This is a genomic window from Streptomyces bicolor (assembly GCF_000719285.1).
In the GTDB taxonomy this organism is placed as follows: Bacteria; Actinomycetota; Actinomycetes; order Streptomycetales; family Streptomycetaceae; genus Streptomyces; species Streptomyces bicolor.
This window is the reverse complement of record NZ_JOFS01000040.1, coordinates 14940-36561: the sequence shown is the minus strand read 5'-3', so window position 1 is coordinate 36561 and position 21622 is coordinate 14940. Positions and strand designations below refer to the sequence as shown.

The following is a 21622-nucleotide window of genomic DNA, read 5'->3' as shown; positions in this document are numbered from 1 at the left end:
CGACCTGGGGAGCAGCAGCATGTGCGAGGACCACCACGGGGGCCACACGGGTCTGGGCAGACGCGCCTTGTTCGTGACGGGCGCCGCCGCCACGCTTACGTTGGGAAGCGTGACCTTCGCGAGAGGCGCCGACGACACCCGGGACGCGGAGACCCGCACAGTGCGGGGCACCCTGCCGCCCGGCTCCCCCGACTTCGTGTACGTACCGGTCGAAGTGCCGTCCGGCGTACGGGAGATCAAGGTCTCCTACACCTACGACAAGCCGTCCGTCCCGGCCGGCACCCCGGGCAACGCCCTCGACATCGGCATCTTCGACTGGCGCGGCACCGAGCTCGGCGGCCGTGGCTTCCGGGGCTGGTCGGGCGGGGCACGCACGGAGTTCTTCATCCGGACGGACGACGCGACGCCTGGGTACCTCCCGGGTCCGGTGCGTGAGGGTACGTGGCACATCGCGCTGGGCCCCTACACGGTGGCGCCGCAGGGACTGCCGTACGAGCTCACCATCACGCTGACCTACGGCGAGCCCGGTGAAGTGGTCGAGCCGACGTACCCGCCGGAGCGGGCGAAGGGCCGGGGCCGTGCCTGGTACCGGGGCGACTGCCACCTGCACTCCTGGTACTCCGACGGCCGGCGCACCCCGGCGGAGATCGCGGCGTTGGCCCGCGCGGCGGGCCTGGACTTCATCAACAGCTCGGAGCACAACACGCACTCGGCGCACGCGCACTGGGCCGACGTGGCGGGCGACGACCTGCTCGTGATGCTGGGCGAGGAGATCACGACACGCAACGGCCACGTGGTGGCCCTCGGCGTCGAGCCGGGCACGTTCATCGACTGGCGCTACCGGGCGCGCGACAACCGCTTCGGCAAGTTCGCCCGCCAGATCCGCCGCGCGGGCGGCCTGGTCGTCCCCGCCCACCCGCACGCCACCTGCGTCGGCTGCAACTGGAAGTTCGGTTTCGGCGAGGCGGACGCGATCGAGGTCTGGAACGGCCCGTGGACGCCGGACGACGAGGTGTCCCTCGCCGACTGGGACAGCATGCTGGTCGCATCGGTGCGCGAGAAGGGCCGCGACTGGATCCCGGCGATGGGCAACAGCGACGCCCACCGCAGCCCCGACCCGGTCGGCTCCCCCCAGACGGTCGTCCTCGCCGACGACCTGACCCGCGAGGCGATCCAGGAGGGCATCAGGGCGGGCCGGTCGTACATCGCCGAGTCCAAGAACGTCTCGCTGTCGTTCACCGTGTCGGGCGGCCGGGGCGAACAGGCGGGCATCGGCGGGCGGTTGGAGGTCGACCGGGACACGCCGGTGACGGTACGCCTGGAAGCCACCGGCGCGCCCCGCTGCACCGTCCGCTTCGTCACCGACCAGGGCGTACTGTTCACGAGCGCGCCGCTGCCGGTGTCGGGGTCCGGGGTCGTGGAGTGGCGTACGACGCCCTCGTACGCGGCGTACGTACGCGCGGAGTTGCGGCACGAGGCGGCGGTGGGGCCGTTGCCGGGGGCGTTGGCGGCGTTCACGAACCCGATCTTCCTGGGCACATGAGTGGGACTCCCTGCGCACCTGGCGGGCGATCCGCAAGACAGTGCTCCGGCGGGCTCAGTGGGTGAGCGAGGCGCGCAAGGTACGGCCCGGCTGGGATAGCGTCCCTCTCGCTTCGGACGAGTGAGGGGAATGTCGTGCAGGTTCAGGTGCGTGGGCAGGGTGTCCGGCGCTGGGTCACGTTCGGGTCCATCGCGTTCGGGGCGCTGTTCCTGGTCGTCGGGCTGGTCCTCGCGGGGGTGTCGGTCTCGTTCCTGATGGATGCGGAGCGCGCCCGGGGCACGGTGGTGGCCCTGGAGTGGCGGGACAACGACAGCGGCGCAGGTCGCAAGAAGCGGGCGAACGACGGCCCCGTCGCGTACCCGGTGATCGAGTTCGCGTCGGCGGACGGCACACCGCGGAAGTTCCGGGACTCCACGGGTTCCAATCCGCCGTCGTACGAGGTGGGCGAACAGGTCGAGGTGCTCTACCGCGCGGACTCCCCCGGGGACGCGCGCATCAAGGGATTCGCCTCGCTGTGGCTGCTGCCGTTGATCTTCGGGGGCATCGGGCTGGTGATCGGGGGGATCGGGACAGTCGTCGCGCTGGTGACGCGGAGACGTCCGTAGCGCTGGTGTCGCGGAGACGTCCGTAGCGCTGGTGTCGCGGAGAAGTCCCCAGCGTTCTGTCGCCCATCAGGGCGTCGGCCCGTCCCCCAGATCCGCCACCACCGCCGCATGGTCGGACGGCCAGACGCCGTCGACCGGCCCGTGCCCCGCCCGCCGCACGCCCCGCACATGCCCCAGCCCGCCCGCCCCCGGCGGTCCCACGTGGATGTAGTCGATCCGCACGCTCGGCTCCAGGCCCGCCGCGACGTACGGGTTCTCGCGGTCCCAGGTGGCGGAGGGGGCGTCGGGGACGGCGTACTGCCAGGCGTCGAAGAAGACCTGCTTGGGCACGACCGGCGCGGTGCGGTAGCCGCCGAAGAGGCGGATCTCGTCGGAGTCCGGCCAGGCGTTGAAGTCGCCGGTGACGACGGTGGGGAAGGGCGTCTCGCCGCGGTTCTCGGCGATGAACTCCGCGAGCGCGGTGACCTGGCGGCAGCGTACGGCCGAGGCGTGCAGGGCGGAGGTGAGATGGGTGGTGAAGAACGGGATGTCATAGGAGGGGGTGGCCAGGCGGGTGAAGAGGGCGAGGCGGCCGTCGTCGACCTCCGAGGGGGCGGGGAGGCGCAGCGTGCGCCGGTCCACGACCGGCCAGCGGCTCAGTACGGCGTTCCCGATGTCGACCGTGGGGTCGCCGATCCGGCGGCGCCAGCGGTCGGGGGCGGGTGAGGGGGCCCAGGCCCAGTGCATGCCGAGTTCGCCGGCCAGCCACTCCGCCTGGTTCTCTCCGTCGGCGGCCCACACCTCCTGCAGGCCCACGACGTCGGGGCGCAGGTCACGCAGCTCGGCGAGGATGGCCTTCTGGCGGGCCTCCCAGGGCCCGAACCGCCACCACAGGTTCCAGGTCACGACCCGCATCGGCAGCCACCCGCTCTCGTCACGCCGCGTCGGGGACCATTGAAGCAACAGTTCGACGTTCGCGCCGTGACACCCAGAACGAGAGCAGAACGAGACAGGAGACTCACAGACCATGCCCCGCCTCGGCGACCTCCGGTTCCGCGCCGCCACCACGTTCCAGCGCCACGTCGGCAATCCGGTCCTGCGCCGCCTCCCCCTCCAGACGGTCCTGGAGACCACGGGCCGCTCATCCGGCCTGCCCCGGCAGACACCGGTGGGCGGCCGCCGGGTCGGTGATTCCTTCTGGCTGGTCTCCGAGTTCGGCGAGAAGTCCCAGTACGTCCGCAACATCAAGGCCGATCCGCGGGTGCGGGTGCGGATCCGGGGGCGGTGGCACACCGGCACGGCTCATCTGCTGCCGGACGACGACCCGGTCGCCCGTCTGCGGAGTCTTCCTCGGTTCAACAGCGTCGGGGTGCGGGCGTTCGGCACGAACCTGCTGACGGTCCGGGTGGATCTCACGGACTGACGCGTACGGCGCCGGTCAGGCGGCCGGCGCCCGCTCGCCCAGCTCCGTCAGCAACCGCACGACAGCCTGCGGCGCCCGCAGCGTCGCGGGGGCACGTCTACGAACTGCCCGTCGCCGGAGGCCCCGCGCATCGTCCTCGGCGAGTTCCGCACACTTTCCGCTGTCCGCTTCACCGACGACCTGGGTCCCGTCAGCGAGCGGATCATGGAAGCAGTGGAGATCGGCCTCCGCGCCGTGTTCGACCTCTGACCGGGGCAAGCGGACTCCGTTCACCCCGGCCACACGATCGCCTGCACCTCGCTGTACGCGTGCAGCGCATACGACCCCACGTCCCGCCCCACCCCGCTCTTCTTGAACCCTCCGAACGGCGCCTCCATGTTCCGCCCGACGGTGTTGATCCCCACCCCGCCGGCCCGCAGCTGCCGCGCGACCCGGAAGGCGCGGGCGACGTCGCCGGACCAGACGTAGTCGATCAGGCCGTAGTCGGTGTCGTTGGCGAGGGCGATGCCCTCTTCCTCCTCGTCGAAGGGGATGACGGAGACGACCGGTCCGAAGATCTCCTCCCTCGCGACCCGCATGTCGTTGGTGCAGTCCGCGAGAAGGGTCGGCGCGACGTAGAAGCCGCGGTCGTACGGGGGCCGTTCGCCACCGGCCACCACCACCGCGCCTTCCTTGCGGCCGAGTTCGACGTACGACTCCACCCGGTCCCGGTGCGTCGCCGAGATCACCGGCCCGACCACCGTGTGCCGCTCCCTCGGGTCACCCACCCTCAACCGGCCCGCATACCCGGCGAGTTGCTCCACCAGCCGGTCGTACACCCCCCGCTGGGCCAGCACCCGCGTCGGCGCCGTACAGATCTGCCCGCTGTAGAAGGAGAACGTCGTCCCGATCCCGGCCACCGCCGACCCGATGTCCGCGTCGTCGAAGACGACCGCCGCGCCCTTCCCGCCGAGCTCCATCAACTGTCGTTTCATGTCCCGCCCGCACACCTCGGCGATGCGCTGCCCGACGGCCGTGGACCCGGTGAAGCTCACCATGTCGACATCACGGGAGCCGACGGCCGCCTCGCCGACCTCCACCGACCGCCCCGAGACGACGTTCACCACCCCGCGCGGCACTCCCGCCGCCTCCAGCGCCTCCGCCATCCGGTAGACGGACAGCGGATCCTGCGGGGCGGGCTTCACGACCACCGTGTTGCCCATGGCCAGCGCGGGGGCGATCTTGCCCGCCGGGTTGGCCCACGGGTTGTTGTAGGAGGTGATGCAGGTGACGACTCCGACGGGCTGACGGACGGCCAGGGCACCCATCACACCGGCCTTCCCCATCGGCCCGGCCTCGTTGATCTGCGGCGCGACGGCCCACTCGGCAGGCTCCACGCGCGCGTACCGCCGGAACCGGGCCGCCCCGACGCCCACCTGCATACCCCGGGCCGTCCCCAGGGTCGCGCCGGTCTCGGCCTGGGCCAGTTCGGCGTACGGCACGAGGTGTGCCCGGATGATGTCCGCGGCCCTGGCCAGCACGGCCGCCCGTTCCTCCGGCGCCGTACGCGACCACGGCCCGAAGGCCTCGCGGGCCGCGGCGCAGGCCGCGTGCACCTGATCCCGCGAGGCCTCCGGAGCCCACCCGGCGGTCTCCTCGGTGGCCGGGTCGATTACGGCGTAATAGCCGCCGTCCGGCTCCACCCACGCCCCGTCGACGAACAGCCCCTGCCGGTCGACGCCCTCGGCACTCACCTCGTGGCCACCGTCCTGGTGTCCCGCCCCGACCGCAGCACACGCCCCGGCACGGCCCCGGTCACCACGTCGTCGCGGATCGCCTCCACCCCGTTGACCCACACGGCCCGCACCCCGAGCGCCTTGGAGTCCAGCCGCGGACTGTCACCCGGCAGGTCGTGCACCAGGGTGGCCGTACCGGCGTCGATCCGCTCCGGGTCGAAGAGCACCAGATCCGCATGGAAGCCATCCGCCACCCGACCCCGCTCACGCAGCCCGAAGAGCCGTGCGGGATCGTCCGTCAGCATCCTCACCGCCTGCTCCAGGCTCGCCAGCTTCCGCCCACGCAGACAGTCCCCGATGAACCGGGTGGTGTACGGCGCCCCGCACATCCGGTCGAGATGCGCCCCGGCGTCCGAGCCGCCCAGCATGACGTCCTCGTGCTGCCAGGCCTCGGCGCGCATGGCCCAGGACGCCGGATCGTTGTCGGTCGGCATCGGCCACAGCACCGTGCGCAGCTCGTCGGCCGCGCAGATCTCGACCAGCGTGGCGAACGGCTCCTGCCCGCGCTCGGCGGCGATGTCCGCCACGATCCGCCCGCTCAGACCCCGGTTCGCCTCGCTGTAGGTGTCCCCGATGACATACCGCCCGAAGTTGGTCAGCCGCCGGAAGACACCGGCTTCCCTGGCCTGGGAGTGCCGCAGCAGCTCCGCCTGTACGCCGGGGTCGCGCAGCTTCTCGATCCGCTCGGGGACGGGGAGACCGAGGACCGGACCCCAGCCGGGGATCAGGTTCAGGGCGCAGAAGGTGCCAAGGGACATGTTCATCGGCGTGAGGATCGGCATGGTGAGCGCGACGACCCGCCCGCCCGCCTTCCGGGCCCGCTCACTGGCGAGCAGTTGCCGGGGCACCCGCTCGGGCACGGCCGAGTCGATGGTCAGCACGTTCCAGTTCAACGGCCGCCCGGCCGCCGCGCTCATCTCCGCGAACAGCTCGATCTCCGCGTCACTGAACTGATCGAGGCACCCGGCGACGATCGCCTCGATCTGCGTCCCCTCGTGCTCACCGACGGCCCGCGAGAGGGCCAGCAGCTCGGCGGGCAGCGCATGCCGTGAGGCCACCGGCTGCCCGTCCCCGTCGGAGTGCGTGGACGACTGGGTGGTGGAGAACCCCCAGGCCCCGGCGTCCATGGCCTCGTGCAACAGCCGCAGCATCTCGGCCAGTTGCTCGCCGGACGGCTGCCCCCCGACGGCGTCCGCCCCCATCACGTACCGCCGCAGCGCACAGTGCCCCACCATGAACCCGGCATTGACGGCGATCCGCCCCTCCAGGGCGTCCAGATACTCCCCGAACCCGTGCCAGCTCCAGGGCGCCCCCTCCTCCAGCGCCACCAGCGACATGCCCTCGACCTTGGACATCATCCGACGGGTGTAGTCGGCGTCCTCGGGACGGTCCGGGTTCAGCGGCGCGAGCGTGAACCCGCAGTTGCCGGCGGCGACGGTGGTGACGCCGTGATTGAGGGACGGGGTCGCGTACGGGTCCCAGAAGAGCTGGGCGTCGTAGTGGGTGTGGGGATCGACGAAGCCGGGGGTGAGGACGAGCCCGGAGGCGTCCTCGCTGGTGCGAGCTTCTTCGGTGACCGTGCCGATGACCGCGATACGACCATCGCGTATGCCGACGTCGGCGGTGTAGCCGGGCGCGCCCGTCCCGTCGACGACGGTCGCGCCCTTGATGAGGTGATCAAGCATGGGGATCCCTTTTCAACTGCGGGGACATGTCCGACCTGAAGGGGCGCGGGGCTGTATCGATTTGCGGCTCCGCCGCGTGGGCGCGACCAGCCCCACACAACCCGCACCCCGCAACGGCGCTTACGCGGCAGCCCGGAACCGGGACGTCCGATGAACAGGATCCGTATCGATCTTCGGAATCACGTGCTCCCCGATCAACCGAATCGTCTGCAACGTCTCCTCCTTCGGCACCCCCACCGGCAACCCGAACGACAACTGATCCGCCCCGGCCTGCTCCCACCGCTTGCACTGCCGAAGCACCTCGTCCGGATCCCCGCAGATCACCAGCTCCTCCTCGATGAGCAGCTCCACGAACTCCGCGTTGTACTCGGGCAGCGTCTCCGGCCACACCGGAAAGCCCTCGGGCCGCGGGAACGTGTCGTGGTACCGGAACACGAGCGACGGCAGATAGTGCAGCCCCCCGCTCACAGCGATCCGCACGGCCTCCTCATGGGTCGGCGCACAGATCGCCGTGGTCGTCACCATCACGTTGTCGTTGACGAAGTCCCCCACCGGCTCGGCGTCCACGATCGCCGTCTTGTACTGCTCCAGCACCCACTCCATGTCGGAGACCTTCTGCACACTGAAGCCCAGCACCCCGAGCCCCTTCTTCGCCGCCATGGCGTACGACGGCGGGGACCCGGCCGCGTACCACATCGCCGGATGCGACTTCCCGTACGGCTTCGGCAGCACCTTCCGCGGCGGCAGCGACCAGTGCTTGCCCTGGAAGCCGACGTACTCGTCCTGCAGCCACATCTTCGGGAACTCGGCGATGGTCTCTTCCCAGATCTCCTTGGTGTAGTTCATATCGGTGATCCCGGGGAGGAACCCGAGGATCTCGTGCGATCCGGCGCCGCGCCCGCTGCCGAACTCGAACCGGTTGCCGGAGAGATGGTCGAGCATGGCCACCTTCTCGGCGACCTTGACGGGGTGGTTGACCTGGGCGAGCGGGTTGAAGATCCCGGATCCGAGATGAATGCGCTCGGTCGCGTGCGCCAAGTACCCCAGGTACACGTCGTTGGCCGACAGGTGCGAGTACTCCTCCAGGAAGTGGTGCTCGGAGGCCCACGCGTACTTGAAGCCGGACTTGTCCGCCTGGATGACGTACTCGGTCTCCTCCATCAGCGCCTTGTGCTCGGCGAGCGGGTCGGTCTCGGCGCGCTTGCCCACGTATCCCTGTACAAAGAGCCCGAATTCCAAGGAGGTTCACCGTCCCCGGTCGCGAAGATTTCCGAGACGCCAAGCCTTCTGACGCCGTTTCTGACGCTCCGTCAGTTTCGATGACTGTCGCACCACCGGCATGGAGGGTCAATAGCTGATGGACAGTCAGATGACACTCACGCCCGCCAGCCACCCACCGTCGATCACGAAGGGCTGCCCGGTGATGTACGACGAGTCCTCGCACGTCAGGAACAGCGCCAGCCGCGCCACCTCCTCCGGCCTGCCGATCCGTCCGAGCGGCACGAGCTTGCGGTACAGCTCGTCCAGCGCCCGGCTCGTCTCCTCCGCGTCCGCCGTCGGGTCCAGCTGGGCGGGGTTGGACATCGCGGTGTCGATGGCACCGGGGCACATCGCGTTGACGCGGATGCGCCGGTCCGCGAGCTCCAGGGCGGCGACCCGGGTGAGGCCGAGGATGGCGTGCTTGGTGGCGGCGTACGTGCCCACGGCCGCCATGCCGGTCACGGCCGTGTAGGAGGCGGTGTTGACGATGGTGCCGCCGTCCTCCATCGCCGGCGCCACGGTCTTCACGCCGAGGAAGCAGCCGACCTGGTTGACCCGTACGACCTGCATGAACTCATCGAGGGGTGTGTCGACGAGGGAGTTGAACCGCAGGATGCCGGCGTTGTTGACGAGGCCGTCGACGCGGCCGTACGCCTCCTTGGCCACGGCCACCGCCGCCCGCCAGGCCTCCTCCTCGCCCACGTCCAGATGGACGTACCGCCCGCCGATCTCCCGCGCCAGGGCCTCGCCCTGCTCGTCGAGGACGTCGGCGAGCACGACCTCGGCCCCTTCCGCCCTGAACAGGCGGGCCTCCTGCTCGCCCTGCCCGCGCGCCGCACCCGTGACGATGACGACACGTCCGTCCAGCTTGCCCATGCCGTTCTCCCTAGAGGTCGGGCGCCACCTCGGCGCCGAACGCCGCTATCTGGTCGGTGAGCTCGGTACGGCTGCGGCTGCGGAACCGCACCTGGATCTGGTCCACGCCCATCGCGCGGTACGCCCGCAGGGACTCGGCCAGCGCCTCCGGGCGACCGGTGAGCGTGCGGCGGCCGACGTCCCAGCCCGGCTCGCCGACGTACAGGGGCTCGGCGATGGCGCCGACGGAGAACGGCCCGTCACCGCGTCCGACAGCGGCTCCGCCGCGGGCCGCCTCATCCCTCAGCCGCCGTATCCACGCGATCTGCGCGGGCAGCCGGTCCCGCGGATCCCCCTGCGGCAGCCACCCGTCCGCGTTGAGGGCGGCCCTGCGCACGGCGGCCGGGGACGAGCCGCCGACCCAGAGCGGGACGCGCTCCTGGGCGGGGCGCGGGAGCTGGCCCAGGCCCTCGAAGTCGTAGAGCTTGCCGTGGTGTTCGGGGAACTCGTCCGGCCCGAGGGCGGCCCGCAGGGCGTCGATCGACTCGTCCAGCACGGCCCCGCGCCGCTCGAAGTCCACCCCGAGCGCCTCGAACTCCTCGCGTACGTGCCCGGCCCCGACCCCGAGGATCAGCCGGCCGCCGCTGAGGTGGTCGAGGGTGGCGTACTGCTTGGCGGTGAGGAGCGGATGCCGTAGGCCCACCACGGCCACGTGGCTGAGCAGCCGTATGCGTTCGGTGGCCGCCGCGAGGAAGGCGAGCGTGGCCACGGGGTCGTACCAGACCGTGCTCATCGCGGATGCCAGGCGGCGCGGGATAGCGACGTGGTCGCAGCTCGCGAGGTAGGCGAAGCCGGCGCGGTCGGCGGCGCGGGCGACGGCGACGAGGTCGTCGGGGCCGGCGGTGGCCTCCCAGGGTTCGGCGTAGATCGTGCTCTGGGACTGGACGGGCAGTTGGATGCCGTAGGCGAGTCGTCGCCCTTCCGGCGGCAGGGCGGGCATGGCGCCCCCTTCACTGGCGGTCCGGCGTGTGGAGTGACGCGGGGTACATGCTCGTAGCTGACGGACCGTCAGACAAGACCCGGGGCGGCGGTGGATGCACCGGCATCCGTGCACGCTGCGTGCCCGCCCTGTGTACGCTCCGTGTGCACGATGTGCCTCCAGGGGCGTCGAAGCAACCCGCCCGGCACCCTGGACATCTACCCAAGTGACCCTCTGGCGCATGATCGCCCCCAGAGAGTGGAAGCAGTGATGAATGGGGTGAAGGTGGACGGGGATCAGCGACCCGCCATGTCCGTCGTCGTGATCGTCTACAACGACGAGGCCAGGCTGCCCACGGCCGTGCGCTCGGTGCTGGAGCAGACACTGCGCAGCGTCGAGGTCGTGATCGTCGACGACCACAGCACGGACGGCTCGTACGAGGTGGCCCGCCGGCTCGCCGCCGAGCACCCCGGCCGCGTACGGGCCCATCGGCTGCCCGAGAACAGCGGTGGCTGCGGCGCTCCCCGCAACCGCGGCATCCAGGAGGCCCGCGGCGCCTATGTCCTCTTCCTCGACAGCGACGACGTCCTGGAGCGCGACGCCTGCCGCAACTTCCTGGAAGCGGCCGAGACCACCGGCGCCGACCTCGTCTCCGGCATGTGCGTGCGCGTCCACGTCGACTCGCGGCACCGCAAGGAGGTCAAGTGGTACCCGTGGCTGTACGCCCGCACCCGCACCTTCGACTTGATCACCGAGCTGCCTGACCTGCTGGTCTTCGACACCCTGTCGACCAACAAGTGCTACCGCCGTCAGTTCCTGCTCGACGCCGGCCTGGAGTTCCCCGTCGGCATCCACTACGAGGACCTGCTCTTCTCCGCCCAGGCGTATGTGGCGGCCCGCCGCATCACCCTGATACCGAACCGGGTCTACGACTGGAACGTCGTCGAGAAGGCCAGTGCCAAGTCGATCAGCAACCGCCGGGCCGAGATCGCCAACTTCGCGCACCGCATGGAGATGCACCGCCGGGTCGACCGGCTGCTCGCCGACCAGGGCATGACGGAGCTGAAGTTCCGCAAGGACGTCAAGTTCCTCAAGCACGACCTGGTGCTGCACCTGCGCGACCTGCCCTTCCGGGACGCCGCCTACCGCCAGGAGTTCGCCGCCCTCGCCCGCGCCTATCTGGCGTCGATCGACCCGGCCGCCTACGACGAGATCGAGCCGATCCACGCGGTCTGCGCGTATCTGCTGCGGATGAGCGACTGGGACAACCTGCTTCCGGCCGTGGACACGCTCACCAACCGTGACAAGGTCTCCGCCCCGCTCACCGAGCGCGACGGGCGGGTCTACTGGTGCGCCGAGCACATCGACGAGGACCCCTTCGCGCGCCGGATCCTGGACGTCACCGAGCTCGGCTACCACACCCGGCCGGTCGGGAAGCTGTTCCCGCGCAACGAGCTCACCGAGTACCGGCAGGACGAGCAGCAGGGCAAGGGCGGTGTCGTCCGGCTCGCGGGGCGCGTCACCAACCCCCTCGGCGTCATCCCGGGGGGTGCCCGGCTCAGCGCGGAGCTGGAGTTCTACGCCCGCCGCCAGGGGCTGCGCTTCCAGACGTTCCGCTTCCCGGTGGCGGCGGTCCGGCACGAGGGCCCGTACGTGTCCTGGGAGGCCTCGGCCGACCTGGCGAAGGGCCTGCGCCCGCTCGGCATCGTGGACGCCGTGTGGGACGTACGGCTCCACCTGGACGTCGACGGTGAGCGCACGACGACGCGCCTGACCGCCACCCGGCCCGGCCTGGTGTCCGGCGAGGTGCCGGTGCGCCCCCGCCTGACCCGGCTGGTCGCCGACCGGATCGAACCGGAGGTCTCCAGCCGCGGCCACCTCGCCTTTAGGCTCGTCCCCGGCAAGAAGGCGAACGACCTCGTCGTGCGCGGCCTGCGGGGCACCCCGGGCCGCCTCGCCAAGACCGGCTACCGCAAGGCGAAGGCGCTGCGCGCGAAGGCCACCGGCGGAGAGACCAAGCTCCGCCTCTACCACGACTGTTTCCAGCGCATGCCGGTGCGCAAGCGGCTGGTGGTCTTCGAGAGCCACCTCGGCCGGCAGTACAGCGACAGCCCCCGGGCGATCTACGAGGAGATGCGCCGCCAGGGTCTCGACTTCGAGGCGGTGTGGTCGTACACGGGCCGACCGCAGGGCTTCCCCGCCGACGCCACGCTGGTGCGCCGCTGGTCGCTGCCCTACCTCCGGGCGCTCGCCCGGGCCGAGTTCTGGATCGACAACCAGAGCTACCCGCTGAAGCTGACCAAGCGCCCCGGGACGACCTACATCCAGACCTGGCACGGCTCGGCGCTCAAGCGGATGGGCTTCGACGAGGCCGGCTGGAAGCTCAAGTCCCGCGCCGAGCAGGCGGAACAGCAGCGCTCCCTCGACCGCTTCGACCACTTCCTGATCCGCTCGGAGCACGACGTCCGCACCCTCGCCAAGGCCTTCCGGCTGCGGGAGAAGACACTGCTGCGGGTGGGCTACCCGCGCAACGACGCCCTCGTGGCGGCGCGAGGCGCGACCGAACGGCCGCCGCTGGCCGACGAGTTGGGCATCCCGGCGGGGAAGAAGGTGCTGCTGTACGCCCCCACCTTCCGCCACCACGGCCAGCGCCGTTTCGCGCTGCCCTTCGACGTGGACCGCTTCGCGGAGGAGTTCGGCGACCAGTACGTCCTCCTCGTCCGCGCGCACTACCTCAACCACGTGGTGCTCCCGCCGTCCGTGCGGGGCCGCGTCATCGACGTGTCGGACCACCACGACGTGACGCCCCTCCTCGCGCTCGCCGACGCCCTGATCACGGACTACTCGTCGGTGATGTTCGACTACGCCCTGCTGGACCGCCCGATGCTGTTCTTCCCGCACGATTACGAGGAGTACGTGCACGAAGGCCGCGGCACCTACTTCGACCTGCTGGAACGGGCACCGGGCCCCGTCGTCCGCACGGAGGACGAGCTGCGTTCCGTGCTGGCGACGTCGTCGCTGGAGGAGCAGTCGGTCAAGTACGCGGCGGCGCGGGAGCGGTTCGTGGCCGACTTCGGCGAGTACGACGAGGGCACGGCCGCACAGCGCATCGTCGAGGAGTTCTTCGGCAAGTGGAGGAAGGCATGACGGGGCGGGACATCTTCCTGGTCTCCAACAGCGTGGACGAGCTGGGCGGAGTGACCAGCTGGTCCCATCAGATGGCCCGGCTCTTCACCGAGCGCGGCCACCGCGTCCACGTCATCGGCATCACCACCCCCGAGGACCCGCACGACCTCGGTGAACTCCCGTACCCCACTACCCGGCTGTACGCCGGCCAGCCGCCGGCCCCCGGCCGGGCGCGGGACGCGAGCATGCGGGACAAGGCCGGCGTGCTGACGAACCTCTTCCGCGCCGCGCGCCCCGGCGGGGTCGTCATCGTGACCCAGGTGTGGGCGATGGAGTGGGTGAAGCTCGCCGACACCGCCGGGCTGACCGTCATCGGGATGAGCCACGAGTCCTTCGAGACCTCGAAACGGTCCTCGCGCTTCCGCCGGGTCCTCAAGCACTACGCGGACGTCGACCGCATGCTCGTCCTCACCCGCGAGGACGCCGACCTGTGGATCGGCGCGGGCCTCAACAACGCCTCGTATCTGCCGAACGCCGTGCCCTGGCTGCCGGAGGTGCCCTCGCCGCGCACCGAGAAGGCCGTCATCAGCATCGGCCGGCTCAGCGACGAGAAGGGCGTCGACATGCTCCTCGACACCTGGGCCGAGGTGGCGTCCCGGCACCCCGGCTGGGTGCTGAAGATCTACGGCTCCGGGGAGGACGAGGAGATCCTCAGGAAGCAGTGCACCGCCCTGGGGCTCGACGACTCGGTGCTGTGGATGGGGCGTACGAGCGATGTGCCGGGCGCGTTGCGGGGCGGCTCGGTGTTCGCGCTGTCCTCCAGGGGCGAGGGCTTCCCGCTCGCTCTCATGGAGGCCATGGCCATGGGGGTGCCCTGCGCGGCCTTCGACTGCGCCCCCGGCGTCCACGAGATCATCCGCGACGGGGAGGACGGCCTCCTCGCCAGGCCCGGCAACACCGGCGAACTCGCGCGCAAACTGGACCTGTTGATGTCGGACGCGGGGCTGCGGGACCGGATGGGGGACGCGGCGCGGGAGAACATCCGCCGGTACGGGGCGGACGAGATCGCGGGGCGGTGGGAAGCGCTGTTCGGCTTCCTGGACAGGTAGCGCGGAGAGGTCGAGCTCGGGGGTGGGGCCGGGGCCCGACCCCCGAGGGGTTTCAGGCGGGGTGGTTCCGGGTCCAACCCGCCCACGCCGACGAGATCATGTCGTCCACCCCGTACCGCGCCTTCCAGCCCAGCTCCGCCGCGACGCGGTCCGCCGAGGCGACGACCCTGGCGGGGTCGCCCGGCCGCCGGTCCACGACCACCGGAGGCAGCGCGTGGCCGGTGAGCGCGTTGATCCGGTCGATCATCTCGCGCACCGAGACGCCCTCCCCACGCCCGATGTTGAGGGTGAGGTCCGTACCCGGCGCCTCCCGCAGCCGCCGTGCGGTCGCCACATGGGCCTCCGCCAGGTCGACGACGTGGATGTAGTCGCGGACGCAGGTCCCGTCGGGGGTCGGGTAGTCGGCGCCGAAGATCCGTGGCGGGGCGCCCTCGGTGAGCTTCTCGAACACCATGGGGACGAGGTTGAAGACGCCGGTGTCGGACAGTTCGGGGGTGGCCGCGCCGGCCACGTTGAAGTAGCGGAGCGAGGCCGTCGACAGGCCAGTGGCCCGGCCCGTGGCCCGTACCAGCCACTCGCCGGCCAGTTTCGTCTCGCCGTACGGGCTCATCGGCACGCACGGCGTGTCCTCGGTGACCAGGTCGACGTCGGGCATGCCGTAGACGGCGGCCGAGGAGGAGAAGACGAACGACGCGACCCCGGCCTCGGTGACCGCGGACAGCAGGGCGCGCAGGCCCTCGACGTTCTCCCGGTAGTAGTGCAGGGGCAGTTCGACGGACTCGCCGACCTGCTTCTTCGCCGCGAGGTGGACGACACCCGTGACGCCCTGGTCCCGGATGACGCGCCCGAGCCGCTCACCGTCCAGCGTGGAGCCGACGACCAGCGGTACGCCGTCGGGCACCCGCTCGGCGATCCCCGTGGACAAGTCGTCGTAGACGACGGCTCGTTCGCCCGCGTCGAGCATCGCGCGCACGACGTGCGCCCCGATGTAGCCGGCGCCACCGGTGATCAGCCAGGTCATGTACAGCGGTCCCTTCGTAGGAATCGGTCGGTCCGGGATGGGTCACGTGTCAGCGGAAGAAGCGCTTGAGGCGACGGCGTACGACATCGGTCACCCCGCTCAGGCCGGGCGCGAGCCGCACCGAGAGCGCCCCCGAGTGGGTCGCGTACGGCTGCACCAGCAGCACCGCGTGTCGCATGCTCGGCAGGACGCTGCGGCGCAGCAGCCCGGCGCCCGCGAGGGCGTGGGCGGTGACGACCCGGTGGGAGCCGTCCTTGAAGCGCAGCCGCAGTTGGAGATCCCAGGTGCCGCCGCCCAGCCCCGCCAGGTCCAGCGGGAACTCGGCCGACCAGGTGCCGGAGTCCGGGTGGGGCGTGAGGGGCGCCGTACCGGCGAATCCCATCCGCCCGTCGTCCCGCTCCGTGAACTCCGCCTCCACGGCCTCCGGTCCCGCCTCCGCCAGCCGCCCGTACAGCTCGTGCAGGCGCAGCCGGAGCACCGTTCCACGCGCGCGTGGGCGCAGTTCGGCGTCGACGGCGGCTGGCAGCAGGTGCACCGGGCGGACCAGGAGGTGGTCCAGCTCCACCTGGGGCAGCTCGGCCGACCAGATCGGGGAGCCGTCGTCCGCGCGCGCGTACGGCGGGTTCAGCCGTGCCGGGCGGGCCGCGAACTCCTTGAGCCGGCCCAGGTCGCACGGCTCCTCGGAGGCGAGGACGACCCGGGCGACGACCTGGCCGGGCGCGGGCGCCGACGCGAAGTCGCCCTCGTCGAAGGTGGCCAGGTACGCGCGCGTGAGGTTCCACCACTCGCGCCGGTAGTCGGCGCCCCGCAGGTCCAGCTCACGCGCGTACATCCGCAGCGAGTGGTCGAGGAAGCGCCCCCGCGTCGCCCGCGCCAGCCGCTTCTCCCCGGCGCCCAGCAGGATGTCGTAGGACAGCTGGTCGGCGTCGATCCGGGCCCGCCAGTTGGCGATGTTCGAGCGGTCGAGGGAGATGGACAGCCGGGCCGCCGACCGGCGCACGTGCCAGATGTACACCGGCTCCGGGACGAGCGCGATGCTCGGTCCCGCGGCCCACACACGCGCGGTGAAGACGAAGTCCTCGTAGGGGAAGCGGCCCTCGGGGAAGCGGATGCCGTGGTCGCGCAGGAAGTCGGTGCGGTAGAGCTTGTTGACGCAGAGCGTGTCGTGCACCAGCCGCTCCCGCCGGGCGGGGTGGGCGACCAGCGTGCGCCGGGTGTAGAGCTCGTCCCGCCAGGGGGTCTCGCGCCCGGACGGCAGCTCCTTGCGCAGGCACAGCCCGGCGGCGACCGGCGCGTCATGCCGCACGGCCGCGTCCAGCAGCGCGTCGACGGCACCCAGCGGCAGCACGTCGTCGCTGTCCAGGAACATCACATAGGGCGAGGTCGCGGCGTTCAGCCCGTCGTTGCGCGGGGTGCCGCAGCCGCCGCTGTTGGTCGGACGCCGGATCACCTTCAGGCGCGGTTCCCCGGCGGCCAGCCGTTCCAGCAGCTCCACGCTGCCGTCCGTCGAGCAGTCGTCGACGGCGATCACCTCACCGACGGCGGGCCCCTGCGCTAGCGCCGAACGCACCGCGTCCGCCACATGGGCGGCGTCGTCGTACCCGATGACGACGACGGTGACCTGCGCCTGCTGGAGAGCCATGCTTGCCCCGACCGTAGAGAGACATATACGCAATATTCAGGTACGAGACGCTTCGCACCTCGGTGGGGAAGATGGTGTGTACGGGTTCGGGGTTCCGTTCAGAAGGACATCATCACTCTTTTGAGAAGCCGTCCCGCCGGGAAGCCGTCCCGCCCCCTGCGGCTGGTCCGAGGGGGCCGCGGCTCTCTCATGCGCTCCCCGGCCACAGCCCGTCGTCCGTCAGGCCCAGCAGCTCGATCGCGTTGCGCCGTACGATCCGCTCGACCACGTCCGCGTCCAGGTGGCCCATCTGTGCCTCGCCGACCTCGCGGGACTTCGGCCAGGTGGAGTCGGAGTGCGGGTAGTCGGTCTCGTAGAGCACGTTGCCGACGCCGATGGAGTCGAGGTTCCTGAGCCCGAACGCGTCGTCGAAGAAGCAGCCGTAGACGTGGTCGGCGAACAGCTCGGACGGCGGCCGGTGCACCTTGTCGGCGACGCCGCCCCAGCCGCGGTTCTCCTCCCAGACGACGTCGGCGCGCTCCAGGATGTACGGGATCCAGCCGATCTGGCCCTCGGCGTACATGACCTTGAGGTTCGGGAAGCGCTCGAACTTGCCGCTCATCAGCCAGTCGACCATCGAGAAGCAGCAGTTGGCGAAGGTGATGGTGGAGCCGACGGCGGGCGGCGCGTCGGCGGAGGTGGAGGGCATACGGCTGGACGAGCCGATGTGCATGGCGACCACCGTGCCGGTCTCGTCGCAGGCGGCGAGGAAGGGGTCCCAGTCGTCGGTGTGGACGGAGGGGAGCCCGAGGTGCGGAGGAATCTCGGAGAAGGCGACGGCACGGACACCGCGCGCCGCGTTGCGGCGGACCTCGGCGGCGGCCAGCTCGGCGTTCCAGAGGGGGATGAGGGTGAGGGGTATGAGCCGCCCCCGCGCCTCGGGTCCGCACCACTCCTCCACCATCCAGTCGTTGTAGGCCTGGACGCACAGCAGGCCCAGCTCGTGGTCCGCCGCCTCGGTGAAGGTCTGGCCGCAGAAGCGGGGGAAGGTCGGGAAGCAGAGCGCGGACTGGACGTGGTTGACGTCCATGTCGGCGAGGCGGGCCGGGACGTCGTAGGAACCCGCACGCATCTGCTCGTAGGTGATGACCTCGAGCTTGATCTCGTCCCTGCTGTAGCCGACGGCGGTGTCGAGGCGGGTGATCGGCCGGTGCAGGTCCTCGTACACCCACCAGTCGCCGATCGGGCCGTCGTCGCCCGGCCGGCCCATGACGGGCTTGAACCGGCCGCCGAGGAAGGTCATGTCCTTCAGGGGCGCCCGGACGATGCGCGGCCCGACGTCCTGGTGCTTCTTCGGCAGCCGGTCCTGCCAGACGGTCGGCGGCTCCACCGTGTGGTCGTCGACGGAGATGATCAGCGGAAACGTCGTCTCGGTGTCCATGTCGGCCACGGTAGCGCCGATCTGACGGCCCGTCAGCTATGCCGGAACGGCCACCGCCGTGCGAAGAGCGTGTGAGGGCGTTGTGATATCCCGCGCGCCCACCTGTGATCAGCCCTTCCACAGCTGACGCATCAGCCGGAACAAGGCAAACTGGCGGGGATGTAAAACGGGTCCTAGGGGGACTGCGATGGGCGGGGTACCGCGAGTGCCGGAGCAGAGGCGTCCTGGCTCCTCGGCGGGTGGGGCGGAGCCGACCGCGGCGCTGCGCTTCAGCGTGCTCGGTCCGGTGCGCGCGTGGCGTGACGACGAGCAGCTCCCCACCGGCTCCCCCCAGCAACGCGCCCTGCTCGCCGCCCTGCTGCTGCGCGAGGGCCGTACGGCGACCGCTGCGGAGCTGATCGACGCCCTGTGGGGCGAGGAGCCGCCGTCGCAGGCGCTGGCGGCGGTACGGACGTACGCCTCCCGGCTGCGGAAGGTGCTGGACCCCGGGGTCCTGGTGAGCGAGTCGGGCGGTTACGCGGTGCGGGGCCTGGCCGAGGGGGCGCTGGACCTGGCGGTGGCGCAGGAGCTGGCGGCGGAGGCCGAGAAGGCGCGGAACGCCGGGGACCTGTGCCATGCGCGGGAGGTGCTCGGGCGGGCGCTGGCGCTGTGGTGCGGCGAGGTGCTGGCGGGGGTTCCGGGACCGTACGCGGAGTCCCAGCGGGTCCGTCTGGAGGAGTGGCGGCTGCAACTCCTGGAGTCCCGCCTCGACATGGACCTGGAGCAGGGCTGCCACGCGGAGGCGGTCTCGGAGCTGACGGCGCTCACGGCGGAGCACCCGCTACGGGAGCGGCTGCGGGAGCTGCTGATGCTCGCGCTGTACCGCAGCGGCCGGCAGGCGGAGGCGCTCGCGGTGTACGCGGACACGCGGCGCCTGCTGGCGGACGAGCTGGGGGTGGACCCGCGCCCGGGCCTGAAGGAGCTCCAGCAGCGGATCCTGCGGGCGGACCCCGGCCTCGCCGAGCCGTCGGCGCCGGCCGCGGAGCCGGCGGTGGTCCCGGTGCGCCCGGCACAACTCCCGGCGTCCGTCTCCGACTTCACGGGCCGGTCGGCCTTCGTAGCGGAGCTGAGCGAGGTACTGGCGTCCGCCTCGGGGACCGACGGCCGGGTGATGGCCGTGTCGGCGCTGGCCGGCATCGGCGGGGTGGGCAAGACGACCCTCGCGGTGCACGTGGCGCACCAGGCGCGGTCGGCGTTCCCCGACGGGCAGCTCTACGTCGACCTCCAGGGCGCGGGCCCGCGGGCCGCGGAACCGGAGACGGTGCTGGGCTCCTTCCTGCGCGCGCTGGGCACCGCGGACTCGGCGATCCCGGACTCACTGGAGGAGAGGGCGGCGCTGTACCGCTCCGTGCTGGACGGCCGGCGGGTGCTCGTCCTGCTGGACAACGCCAAGGACGCCGCCCAGGTACGCCCGTTGCTGCCGGGCACCGAGGGCTGCGCGGCGCTGGTGACGTCCCGGGTGCGGATGGTGGACCTCGCCGGGGCGCACCTGGTGGACCTGGACGTGATGTCCCCGGACGAGGCGTTGCAGCTGTTCACGAAGATCGTGGGCGAGGAGCGGGTCGCGTCCGAGCGGGAGGCCGCGCTGGACGTCGTCGCGGCGTGCGGCTTCCTGCCGCTGGCCATCCGCATCGCCGCCTCCCGGCTGGCGGCGCGCCGCACCTGGACGGTGTCGGTACTCGCCGCCAAACTGGCGGACGAGCGCCGCCGCCTGGACGAACTCCAGGCCGGGGACCTGGCCGTGAAGGCGACCTTCGAGCTGGGCTACGGCGCCCTGGAGCCCGCCCAGGCACGCGCGTTCCGGCTGCTGGGGCTGGCCGACGGTCCGGACATCTCGCTCGCCGCCGCCGCGGCCGTACTCGCTCTGTCGCCGGAGGACACGGAGGATCTGCTGGAGTCCCTCGTCGACACGTCGCTGCTGGAGTCGGCGGCGCCCGGACGGTACCGCTACCACGATCTGGTGCGGCTCTACGCGCGTGCGTGCGCGGAGCGGGACGAGCAGCCGCCGAGTGAGCGGGACGCGGCGTTGTCGCGGTTGCTGGACTTCTATCTGGCCACGGCGGCGGGGGTGTACGCGATCGAGCGGCCCGGGGACCGGCTGGTGGACCACCTGGAGGCCACCCAGTACCCGGGACTGAGCTTCGCCGACCGGCACGAGGCGCAGGACTGGCTGTACGCGGAGGCGGTGTCCCTGCTCGCGTGCGTACGCCAGTCCACCCGGCCGGAATTCCTGAGGCGCGCCGTCGACGCGCTCTGGGCGTCGGTGGACCTCGCCGAGTCCGGCTCCAACTCCAAGGCGTACGAGGACGTCGCCTCGGTGCTCCGGGACGCCGCGAAGGAGGCGGCCGACCCGCACGCGGAGGCACGGGCCCTGATCATGGTGGCCTACGTCCACTACTACACAGGGCGCTTCGACATCGCCAACCAGGCCACCGAGGAGGCAGCGGCACTCAGCGCCGGCAACGATCCGCTGACCAGCTGCTGGGCCTCGAACACAAGGGGCGTGATCGCGCTCTTCCAGAACCGGTACGACGACGGCGAGGCCCACCTCACCAGCGCCATCGACAGCTTCCGCGCCTGCCAGGACCGCCCGGGAGAGGCCAGCGCACTGTGCAACCTCTCCCGCATCCACCTGGCCACCGGGCGCACCAGCAGCGCGGTGTCCCTGGCCCAGGAGGGCACCGACATGTACGACGCCATGGGGCACGCGCTGAAGGGGGCCAACGGCCGTTACGCACTGGGCCTCGCGCTCACGCAGAGCGGCCGGCTGTCGGAGGCCACGGCACGGCTGCAGGAGGCCCTGGCCGTCTTCCGGGACAGCCGGCAGCGCCTGTGGGAGGGCATGTCCCTGTTCCGGCTCGCCGAGGCCGACCTCGCCGGCCGGCGCCCCGCACAGGCGGCCGCGAGCGCCGAGATGGCCCTCACGGTGCTGCGGGGCATCGGCGGCGAGTGGCGCCGGGGCAACGTGCTGGTCGTCCTCGGGCACGCCCTGAACGGCATCGGTCAGGCCGGCCGCGCCCAGGTCTGCTGGCGCGAATCCCTGGAGATCTACGAGGCGTTGGGCGCCGCCGAGGCGGAGGCGGTCCGAGCTCTGCTCACGCCGGCCGCCGTGGCCTGACGGCCTCATGAGCGGGCGTTCATCGTTCGTTTATCGCTGCCCG

16 protein-coding genes are annotated in these 21622 nt (G+C 71.4%); 6 read left to right on the top strand and 10 right to left on the bottom strand.

Features of this window, described 5'->3' with window-relative positions; translation table 11 throughout:
- The first annotated feature begins 19 nt into the window (after window positions 1–19).
- A complete protein-coding gene (locus IF78_RS0136900) occupies window positions 20–1543 on the top strand; it encodes a CehA/McbA family metallohydrolase (protein ID WP_031478718.1) in 1524 nt (507 codons plus the stop codon).
- A gap of 134 nt (window positions 1544–1677) precedes the next feature.
- Entirely contained in the window at window positions 1678–2148 is a 471-nt protein-coding gene (locus IF78_RS0136895) for a DUF3592 domain-containing protein (RefSeq protein WP_031478719.1), read from the top strand.
- 66 nt (window positions 2149–2214) lie between these two features.
- Here IF78_RS0136895 and IF78_RS0136890 read toward each other — a convergent pair whose 3' ends face one another.
- Window positions 2215–3042 carry an endonuclease/exonuclease/phosphatase family protein gene (locus IF78_RS0136890; RefSeq protein ID WP_031478720.1) on the bottom strand — a complete coding sequence of 276 codons (828 nt, stop codon included), beginning with the start codon at window positions 3040–3042 and terminating at the stop codon, window positions 2215–2217.
- Between the two features lie 112 nt (window positions 3043–3154).
- Here IF78_RS0136890 and IF78_RS0136885 point away from each other — a divergent pair, with 112 nt between their 5' ends.
- A complete protein-coding gene (locus IF78_RS0136885; protein ID WP_031478721.1) occupies window positions 3155–3550 on the top strand; it encodes a nitroreductase/quinone reductase family protein in 396 nt (131 codons plus the stop codon).
- A 15-nt stretch (window positions 3551–3565) separates the two neighbouring features.
- Here the strand turns inward: IF78_RS0136885 and IF78_RS0136880 are convergent, their stop codons facing one another.
- From IF78_RS0136880 to IF78_RS0136855, 6 genes are all read right to left on the bottom strand, one after another.
- Entirely contained in the window at window positions 3566–3808 is a 243-nt protein-coding gene (locus tag IF78_RS0136880) for a hypothetical protein (protein WP_158751596.1), read from the bottom strand.
- A gap of 11 nt (window positions 3809–3819) precedes the next feature.
- Window positions 3820–5283: an aldehyde dehydrogenase family protein gene (locus IF78_RS0136875; protein WP_031478723.1), complete on the bottom strand. Its 1464-nt coding sequence runs from the start codon at window positions 5281–5283 to the stop codon at window positions 3820–3822.
- Window positions 5280–7010 (bottom strand): N-acyl-D-amino-acid deacylase family protein, encoded by a 1731-nt coding sequence (locus IF78_RS0136870; RefSeq protein ID WP_031478724.1) that lies wholly within the window; start codon window positions 7008–7010, stop codon window positions 5280–5282. The genes IF78_RS0136875 and IF78_RS0136870 overlap by 4 nt, the downstream gene beginning before the upstream one ends.
- 120 nt (window positions 7011–7130) lie before the next feature.
- Window positions 7131–8249: an LLM class flavin-dependent oxidoreductase gene (locus IF78_RS0136865; protein ID WP_078662728.1), complete on the bottom strand. Its 1119-nt coding sequence runs from the start codon at window positions 8247–8249 to the stop codon at window positions 7131–7133.
- Between the two features lie 126 nt (window positions 8250–8375).
- On the bottom strand, window positions 8376–9146 hold the full coding sequence (locus IF78_RS0136860; RefSeq protein WP_031478726.1) for an SDR family NAD(P)-dependent oxidoreductase: 771 nt from the start codon (window positions 9144–9146) through the stop codon (window positions 8376–8378).
- 10 nt (window positions 9147–9156) lie between these two features.
- Window positions 9157–10125: a TIGR03619 family F420-dependent LLM class oxidoreductase gene (locus IF78_RS0136855; protein ID WP_031478727.1), complete on the bottom strand. Its 969-nt coding sequence runs from the start codon at window positions 10123–10125 to the stop codon at window positions 9157–9159.
- Window positions 10126–10413: 288 nt separating this feature from the next.
- Between IF78_RS0136855 and IF78_RS0136850 the strand changes: the two genes are divergently transcribed.
- Both IF78_RS0136850 and IF78_RS0136845 read left to right on the top strand, forming a co-directional pair.
- Window positions 10414–13251, top strand: a complete 2838-nt coding sequence (locus IF78_RS0136850; RefSeq protein ID WP_234439759.1) for a bifunctional glycosyltransferase/CDP-glycerol:glycerophosphate glycerophosphotransferase — start codon at window positions 10414–10416, stop codon at window positions 13249–13251.
- Entirely contained in the window at window positions 13248–14339 is a 1092-nt protein-coding gene (locus IF78_RS0136845; RefSeq protein ID WP_031478729.1) for a glycosyltransferase, read from the top strand. The genes IF78_RS0136850 and IF78_RS0136845 overlap by 4 nt, the downstream gene beginning before the upstream one ends.
- A 52-nt stretch (window positions 14340–14391) precedes the next feature.
- Here the strand turns inward: IF78_RS0136845 and galE are convergent, their stop codons facing one another.
- From galE to IF78_RS0136830, 3 genes are all read right to left on the bottom strand, one after another.
- A complete protein-coding gene (gene galE, locus IF78_RS0136840; protein WP_031478730.1) occupies window positions 14392–15360 on the bottom strand; it encodes a UDP-glucose 4-epimerase GalE in 969 nt (322 codons plus the stop codon).
- Window positions 15361–15409: 49 nt separating this feature from the next.
- Complete coding sequence (locus tag IF78_RS0136835) at window positions 15410–17002, bottom strand: glycosyltransferase family 2 protein (RefSeq protein WP_031478731.1); 1593 nt, start codon at window positions 17000–17002, stop codon at window positions 15410–15412.
- A 187-nt stretch (window positions 17003–17189) separates the two neighbouring features.
- Complete coding sequence (locus tag IF78_RS0136830) at window positions 17190–18422, bottom strand: amidohydrolase family protein (RefSeq protein ID WP_031478732.1); 1233 nt, start codon at window positions 18420–18422, stop codon at window positions 17190–17192.
- A gap of 187 nt (window positions 18423–18609) precedes the next feature.
- Here IF78_RS0136830 and afsR point away from each other — a divergent pair, with 187 nt between their 5' ends.
- Entirely contained in the window at window positions 18610–21579 is a 2970-nt protein-coding gene (gene afsR / locus IF78_RS0136825; protein WP_031478733.1) for an SARP-family global regulator AfsR, read from the top strand.
- Window positions 21580–21622 lie beyond the last annotated feature (43 nt).

Excerpts from the sequence above, each read along its gene's own strand:
- IF78_RS0136845 (WP_031478729.1), top strand. The coding sequence starts at position 13,248 with ATGACGGGGCGGGACATCTTCCTGGTCTCCAACAGCGTGGACGAGCTG.
- IF78_RS0136900 (WP_031478718.1), top strand. The coding sequence starts at position 20 with ATGTGCGAGGACCACCACGGGGGCCACACGGGTCTGGGCAGACGCGCC.
- galE (WP_031478730.1), bottom strand. The coding sequence starts at position 15,360 with ATGACCTGGCTGATCACCGGTGGCGCCGGCTACATCGGGGCGCACGTC.
- IF78_RS0136890 (WP_031478720.1), bottom strand. The coding sequence starts at position 3,042 with ATGCGGGTCGTGACCTGGAACCTGTGGTGGCGGTTCGGGCCCTGGGAG.
- IF78_RS0136830 (WP_031478732.1), bottom strand. The coding sequence starts at position 18,422 with ATGGACACCGAGACGACGTTTCCGCTGATCATCTCCGTCGACGACCAC.
- IF78_RS0136885 (WP_031478721.1), top strand. The coding sequence starts at position 3,155 with ATGCCCCGCCTCGGCGACCTCCGGTTCCGCGCCGCCACCACGTTCCAG.
- afsR (WP_031478733.1), top strand. The coding sequence starts at position 18,610 with ATGGGCGGGGTACCGCGAGTGCCGGAGCAGAGGCGTCCTGGCTCCTCG.
- IF78_RS0136860 (WP_031478726.1), bottom strand. The coding sequence starts at position 9,146 with ATGGGCAAGCTGGACGGACGTGTCGTCATCGTCACGGGTGCGGCGCGC.
- IF78_RS0136870 (WP_031478724.1), bottom strand. The coding sequence starts at position 7,010 with ATGCTTGATCACCTCATCAAGGGCGCGACCGTCGTCGACGGGACGGGC.
- IF78_RS0136855 (WP_031478727.1), bottom strand. The coding sequence starts at position 10,125 with ATGCCCGCCCTGCCGCCGGAAGGGCGACGACTCGCCTACGGCATCCAA.
- IF78_RS0136850 (WP_234439759.1), top strand. The coding sequence starts at position 10,414 with ATGTCCGTCGTCGTGATCGTCTACAACGACGAGGCCAGGCTGCCCACG.
- IF78_RS0136835 (WP_031478731.1), bottom strand. The coding sequence starts at position 17,002 with ATGGCTCTCCAGCAGGCGCAGGTCACCGTCGTCGTCATCGGGTACGAC.